Annotated in this window: 6 protein-coding genes and 1 pseudogene; 4 read left to right on the forward strand and 3 right to left on the reverse strand. The window is 75.5% G+C overall.

The features are described from left to right. On the reverse strand, positions 1–474 hold a 474-nt coding region (locus AB8Z75_RS30580), incomplete at its 3' end, for an acyltransferase (RefSeq protein WP_369207682.1). 434 nt (positions 475–908) lie between these two features. Here AB8Z75_RS30580 and AB8Z75_RS30585 point away from each other — a divergent pair. From AB8Z75_RS30585 to AB8Z75_RS30600, 4 genes and pseudogenes are all read left to right on the forward strand, one after another. Then, on the forward strand, positions 909–1,685 hold the full coding sequence (locus AB8Z75_RS30585; protein WP_369207686.1) for a hypothetical protein: 777 nt from the start codon (positions 909–911) through the stop codon (positions 1,683–1,685). Beyond that, positions 1,586–1,933 (forward strand): annotated as a pseudogene (locus AB8Z75_RS30590) (C40 family peptidase); the annotation flags it as partial. The gene AB8Z75_RS30585 and the pseudogene AB8Z75_RS30590, both read left to right, overlap by 100 nt. A 1,229-nt stretch (positions 1,934–3,162) precedes the next feature. Next, positions 3,163–4,335: a hypothetical protein gene (locus AB8Z75_RS30595; RefSeq protein WP_369207676.1), complete on the forward strand. Its 1,173-nt coding sequence runs from the start codon at positions 3,163–3,165 to the stop codon at positions 4,333–4,335. 107 nt (positions 4,336–4,442) lie between these two features. After that, entirely contained in the window at positions 4,443–5,012 is a 570-nt protein-coding gene (locus tag AB8Z75_RS30600) for a DoxX family protein (protein ID WP_369207678.1), read from the forward strand. Between the two features lie 132 nt (positions 5,013–5,144). Here the strand turns inward: AB8Z75_RS30600 and AB8Z75_RS30605 are convergent, their stop codons facing one another. Both AB8Z75_RS30605 and AB8Z75_RS30610 read right to left on the reverse strand, forming a co-directional pair. Next, positions 5,145–5,360, reverse strand: a complete 216-nt coding sequence (locus AB8Z75_RS30605; protein ID WP_369207680.1) for a hypothetical protein — start codon at positions 5,358–5,360, stop codon at positions 5,145–5,147. Next, positions 5,357–6,958 (reverse strand): PspC domain-containing protein, encoded by a 1,602-nt coding sequence (locus AB8Z75_RS30610; RefSeq protein WP_369207684.1) that lies wholly within the window; start codon positions 6,956–6,958, stop codon positions 5,357–5,359. Before AB8Z75_RS30610 ends, AB8Z75_RS30605 begins: the two co-directional genes overlap by 4 nt. Positions 6,959–6,966 lie beyond the last annotated feature (8 nt).

Consider the following 6,966-nt stretch of genomic DNA (forward strand, 5'->3'; position numbering starts at 1 on the left):
GCCCACCCAGCCGATCCACCGCGCGGGCACCCCGACCACGAGCCCGAAGTCCGGTACGTCGCACGTCACCACGGCACCCGCCGCCACCATCGCCCACCGGCCGATCCGCACCGGCGCCACGCACACCGCCCGCGCTCCCAGCGACGCGCCCTCGGCGACGGTGACGCCGACCGCGTGCCAGTCGCCCGCCCGCTTGAGCGTTCCGTCCGGGTCCACGGCGCGCGGCGCACGGTCGTTGGTGAGCACCACGGCGGGCCCGACGAAGACGCCGTCCCCCAGCTCGGCCGGCTCGTAGAGCAACGCGTGGTTCTGTACCTTGCACCGCGCGCCGACCCGGACTCCCGCACCGACGTAGGCCCCCCGCCCGATGACGCACTCCATACCGACCACGGCCCCCTCCCGCACCTGCGCCAGCTCCCACACGGTCGTGCCCGCCCCCACGACGGCCTCGTCGGAGACCTGCGCACCGGGCATCGCCCGGAAGGACGCACGCGAGGCCCCACCCGAAGCGCTACTCGAAACGGTGCTCGGGTCGGCGCTCGGGGCGGTGCTCGGATCGGTACCCGGGTTGATGCTCCCGCCGGTGCTCGGGGCGGTACTCGGGTCGGTGCTGCTGCCGGTGCTCTGATCGGTGCTGGTCACGGTGCTCGTGCCGGTGGTGTTCATGAGGGCTCGCTTTCTGTGTGGCGGGCGCGCGGCGTGCCGGCCCTTCGGCGGCCGGGAGGAGGGCCACCCCGGCCCGTTGGGGGCGAGGATGGCGGCGCGGGCGCACGCGCGGTGACCGGCGCGCCGAGCCGGGCGGGCGCCGTGGGCCGCGCGGGGCGGCCCGTCCGCCGACCGGGTGAGTGGTGCCCGTGCGGCGCGTTGTGCGCGAGGGCGCCGACGGGCCCAGAGCGATGGTGGGCGTCATGGCCCGACCCGATGAGATTCCCGTCCCCCAACCCACCGAGGAACCACGGTCCTTCAGCCTGCCCGGCACCCTGGCCCAGCGGTGGAACGCGCTGGCCGTGGCAGCCTGCGGGGCCACGGTGCTGGTGATGGGGTACCGGCACCGCTGGACCAACGACGACGCGCTGATCTACACCCGCGCCGTGCGCCAGATCCTCGCGGGCAACGGTCCCGTCTTCAACGTCGCGGAGCGCGCCGAGACCTCGACCGGGACGCTGTGGCAGTGGCTGCTCGCCGCGGGCAGCGCCGTGCCGGGCGTGGACGATCCGCTGCGGCTGGCGGTGGCGCTGGGGCTGCTGCTGACCGTCGTCGGATACCTCCTCGCGCTCGACGGCACCCGCCGCATGATCCGGCTCACCCGCCCGGCGGGGGCACTGCTCCCCGTCGGCGTCGTACTGCTGCTGCCGCTGTGCGCGACCTGGGACTACGCGACCTCCGGTCTGGAGACGGGGCTGTCGTTCGCCTACCTGGGCGGGTGCTGGTGGCTGCTGGTCCACGCGCGGACGCTCCGGGCGAGGGCGCTGCGCACGGGTGCGGAGACGGGAACGGGGACGCAGACGGGGGCTGGGACGGGRACGGGGTCGCCGGGAAGAGCGACGCCGTCGCCGCGCGCCACCCCGCCGGTGCCGCGACGGCCGGGCGCTCCGCCCGCGCGGTCGCCTTCGCCCACCGCGCCCTCGGCAAGCCGTACGTATGGGGCGGCACGGGCCCCGCGGGGTACGACTGCTCCGGGCTGACCCAGGCGGCGTGGAAGGCGGCGGGCGTCTCGCTGCCGCGTACGACCTACAGCCAGATCCACGCGGGCGCCCGCGTGACCCGCTCCCGGCTCGCGCCGGGCGATCTGGTCTTCTTCTACGACAACGTCAGCCACGTCGGCCTCTACATCGGCGGCGGTCGCATGATCCACGCGCCGCGCCCGGGCACGCCGGTGCGGGTGGCCCCGATCGACCAGATGCCTTTCGCCGGTGCGGTCCGGCCCGGATGAACCCCACGGACGCCCCGTGCACAAACGGTTCGGCGCCCCGTGCGGCGTGCGGTGCCGCATGCGGTGCGACGTCAACCGGCAGATGACCGCCACTCACCCACACGAGCACCGCATGGCGCACCTATCAACCTTCCTCCACCAGGATCACCCGGGCCATGCCCGGCCTCGGCGGCGCTCCGCCGCTCAGGTGAGGCACAATCCCCTTGCACCACATGGAAGTTGAGAGGCGGGGTTGCACAGTGGCCGTGGACACGGCTCAGGACGGCTCGAAGGGTCCGGACGACGACGAGGACGGCCCCGACGGCGCCGCCCAGCGCACCGACGACGACGCCCGGCGCGCACCCGCCGACTCCGGAACGAACCCGACCGCCGGAGGCACCCGTGGCGCGGGGGGCGCCGCGGCGAACGCGCGGCGCCCGGAGGCGGGCCGTGGCTCCGACGCCGGTCCGCAGCCCGGCGGCACGGCGCGGGCACCCCGCAGCCCTGCGGGCGGCTCCCCCGGAGCGCGAGCGAGCGCCGCACGCGAGACGGACGACAGCGGCGCCCCCGCCCCCCGCGGCGGCGCCCGCGAGGGCAACTCCGGCGCCGGCGGGAGGCCGGGAGGGGCGCGCGTCCCCGGCGCCAGGGCCGGTGAGAAACCCGCACGAGCGACCGGGCCCGCGGCACCGTCCGGTGCGGACACACCGGGCACGCGATCAGCGCCCCCCGGCACACGCCCGGCAACATCCGGCACGCGCAAGACGTCTCCCGACGCGCGCAAGACACCTCCCGACACGCACCCGGCGTCGACCGGCACCCGCCCAGCGGCACCCAGCACCCGCAAGACGCCCCCCGGCACACCCTCAACGTCGGCCGACACGCGCAAGACGCCTCCCAGCGCCCACTCAACGTCTCCCAGCGCCCACTCAGCGCCTCCCAGTACGCACTCAGCGCCTCCCCGTACGCGCTCAACGTCTCCCGAGGCCCCCTCGACGTCGGCCGACGCACGCCCCGCCGAGCGTGGCCCGCGTCAGGAGCCGGCCGCGCGGCCGGAGGGTGCGGGGCGGCGGCGTCCCCCTCGGGTGGAGCTGCCCCTGGGCGGCTCCGGCACGCCGCACCCGGCGCGCCCGGAGCCGGCGCACTCCCCGCCGCGTTCTCGGTCCCGTTCCGCCGCTTCCCGCGCTGCCTCCGCCTCGCCCTGCCAGTGCGAGAACTGTCCCAGCAGCGCTCGCCACGAGCACCGCAGGGCGGTGGCGGCGTTCGTGCGGCGGCGGGACGAGTTGGCTGCCGGCGAGGGGGTGCCGGGCAGCCTCGCGCACTCGGCGGGGGCTTCGCGGCAGTGGGTCTCCGACGAGTTGACCCGGGCGGCGCGTGAGGTCGCCGAGCGGCGGCGCGAGGAGGGTGAGGCATGGGTGGCACGGCTGTGGCGGCGTACCGTCCTCGCCGTGTGGGCGGCGGTCGGTGTGCTGTTGCTGGTGCAGTTGCTGACCGCGCTCGCCGACGGCTGGTCGGTCGGCCGCACGGCCGGTCTGGTGGCGGCGCTGGTCTCGGCCGCGCTGCTGTCGGCTGCCGCGTGGCTGCACCGGGCGCGCGGCGGGGTGCTGGCGCCCGTCATCGGTGAGGACAACCGGCTGTCCACCTCGCGTACGGTGGCCGCCGCCTGGGTGCTGCTGTCCGTCTTCGCCGTCCTGGTCCTGGCCGTCGAGTTGGCGGCGGCCCCGGACGCGGGGGCGCGAAGTGGACTGCTGGCGGGGCTCGATCTGGCGCGGGGCGCCGGGATGGTCACCGTTGTGGCCCTGACATGCGCGGTCGCCGTCGTGGTGCGCCGGACGGTGACCGTCCGGGTACAGGGCCGTCGGCTGCAGAAGGTGCGCGCCGACCGCCCGCGCGCGGCGGACCTGCTCACGGACGACGCGGGCCGTGGCGCGTTCTCCGATGTGCAGTACGTCCTGATCAGCGCGGCTGCCGTGGTCTTCGCCGCCGTCCGGCTGGCGGGGCAGCCCGACCGGTTGCCTGATCTGCCGTGGGGGCTGGCGCTCCTGGTCGTCGTCTCGACCGTGACGTACCTGGCGGGGAAGTACGCCGAGAGCAGTCGTCCTGTGGTGCTGTCGGTGGTCCGGGCGCGCGAGGTGGGAGACCTGCACGCGCCGATCCGGACGGGTGACGACATCGAGATCCGCGGCACGGGCTTCGTCCCGGTGGGGGCCACCGATCCCGACCGGCTCTCCCGCATGGTGGTGCGCATCGGCAGCGTGCATGTCCACGCGCCGCTCATCCCCGTGCGTGGCGGTTTCACCAGTCCCGTCGACACGGCCTTGACGGTGCCCGTTCCGGCGGAGGTCGAGCCGGGGCGGGTGGAGGTTCAGGTGGTGACGGCGGCGGGGGCCGAGACGAACCGCTATCCGATCGACGTGGTGGAGTAGCGCAGCGGTGCCGCGCCCCGGGGCTCGCGCACTTGCCAGGTGGGGAGCGTGTGTGGGAAGAATCGCGGCCACACCGAACGCGTTTGCGGAAGGGCGGGAGCCGTGGGATGTCTGTGACAGGTCCGGGCGGAGGCGGGACCGACGAGGGGGCCAAGACCGTCCACGCTTTTCCGGGGCCGGTGGCGGGGGCGCCCGTCGGGCTGCGGGGGCTCGCCGCGCGGTACGCGCTGCTGCCGCTGCGGCTCTTCCTCGGCATCACCTTTCTCTACGCGGGCATCCACAAACTGACCGACGCCGGCTTTCTGACCGGTAGGGGGCCGGGCTCGTTCGCCGGAACGCTGCGGGCCGTGCACGAGACGGCCGCGGCGCCCTGGCTGGTCGACCTGGCACAGCAGAGCCCGGGAGGTTTCGGTACCGCCCTCGCCGTGGCGGAGATCGCGGTGGGTTTCGGCACGCTGTGCGGCCTGTGGGCGCGCGTGGCGGCGGCCGGCGGGGCGTTGCTGTCCCTGTGCCTGTGGCTGACGGTCAGTTGGGCGAGCGAGCCGTACTACTACGGCAACGACCTGCCGTATCTGATGGCGTGGCTGCCGCTGCTGCTCGCCGGGGCACCGATGGTGTCGCTGGACGCGCTGCTGGCGGTACGGCGGCGGCGCAAGGGTCAGCAGATCTTCGGCTGAGGCCCGAGGCCCGAGGCCCGAGGCCCGAGGCCCGAGGCCCGAGGCCCGAGGCCCGAGGCCCGAGGCCCGAGGCCCGAGAGCCGAGACCCGAGGCCCGAGAGCCGAGGCGCTGCGGGACGACTGGGCTGCTGCTCACGTCCCGGGGTCCCGCCGCCGTCCCCGTGCGCGGCGCAGCAGGAACGTCAGCAGCGTGACGCAGCCGGCCAGGAAAAGGGCGGCGGGCAGCGCGATCAGCAGCGTCCAGGAGGGGATCTGCACCTCGCCCGCCGCGTCCAGCAGGTACAGCACCGCCATGACGATCATGACGAGGCCGAGCAGCAGCCGGGAGGGCTCGAAACGGTGCCTCATCGGGTCGCCTCCTGCTCGGAGTCACGGGATTCCCGGTGTGCGCCCGCCCCCGAGTGCTCGCCAGGGCCGACGGCGCCTGGACCCGTGTCGTCGGGCCCTTTGCCGTCCGGTCCCGTGCCGTCGGGCCCCGTGCCGTCCGGAGCGGTCTCGCCGGGCGGCTCCTGGTGGTCGGAGCGCTCGCCGGAGGGCAGTTCCCGGACGATCTCGACGCGGCCGACGCCGACGCTCATGTCGAGTTCGACCGTTCCCTCGGGCCGCGCGCCGTCGAAGGGCCGCAGCGTGATCCGGCGGGTCGTGCCGAGTCCGCCCGAGCTGTCGGAGACGACGTTCCCGTCCCCGTCCAGGGACCGGGGGAAGGTGGTCTCCCCCATCCCGACGTCCGCGCGCAGCTTGACGACCGCGTTCTCCGGCACCACCACCTTGGCCTCCCCGGCGCCGATCCGCACGCCGCTGCGCACCGTCTGGCCCGCCTTCAGCCCCGCCTCCGTCAGGTCGAGTTCGCCCGAGCCGCTGCCCAGCGCGTAGCGCGGCTTGATCTGCTGCGCCCCGGCAGGCACCCAGCGGGTGTCCCGTACATGCGTCGAGATGTCCTTCGGCAGCGCGGCCGCGCCCGCCAGCAGACCCGCCGTCAGCACGAGGCAGACGAGGGTTCCCGGGCCCGTACGGCCGACGAAGGCGCTGACGGCCAGGCCGAGGCCGAAGACCGCCAGGGCGCAGCTCAGGCCGATGACGAGGGTGGTGGCCAGCGGGTTGCCGTTCCAGGAGGCCGCGGCGGACACCCCGCCTGCGACCAGCGCCAGCAGGAAGGTGAGCCCGCCGAGCGAGCCGCCGCCCGCGCCCTGCCGCGCGGGCGGGCCGCCGTCCTTCGGTCCTGCGGGGACCGGCGCCCCGAACGGCTCACGGCCCCACGCGTGGGTACGGGGCGGCGCCGCGTGCGGACGGGCCGACTCCGGACCCCACAGGTAGCCGGTGGCCGCGCCCGCCCGGCTCCACGGGCTGGGGAACGTGGTGCCCGCCGCACCGCCCTCCTTGGTGAGCGGCTCCCGCCACCAGGAGGCGGGTACGGCGACGGGAGGGGCCTGCGTCTCGGGCGGCGCGTCGGCCACAGCGTGCGCCGTCGCCGGGTCGACCCACGCCCCCTCCCCGCGAGCGGCCTCGGCCTGCCGCCGGTGCCGCGACCAGTACGCCGCCCCGGCCACGGTGCCGATCAGCAGGACGGAGAAGGGCACGCTGCGTCCCCCGAGGGAGGCGAGGAAGAGACCGCAGCCGACGAGAGCGACCAGGACCGCGGAGAGCGAGGAGCTCTCCACCCGTCCTGACAGCAGCCGCCGCCCCTCGTTCTGCGACTCCCCCTCGGCGGGGATGAGCAGCCAGGCGAACCCGTAGAAGATGAGCCCGAACCCGCCGACGACGGACAGCACGACCAACGGGACCCGGAAAATCACCGGATCGAGGTCGAAGTGCCGCCCCAGGCCGCCGCAGACTCCGCCGGCGACCTTGTGGGCACGGCTGCGCCGAAGCTGCCTGTCCTTCGGCCCCTTGGGCGGCGGATTGTGCGCCCCCCACGAGGGCGCCCCCGCACCGGAAGGCGCCCCCACGCCGGAGG

Source organism: Streptomyces sp. PU-14G, assembly GCF_041028275.1.
In the GTDB taxonomy this organism is placed as follows: Bacteria; Actinomycetota; Actinomycetes; order Streptomycetales; family Streptomycetaceae; genus Streptomyces.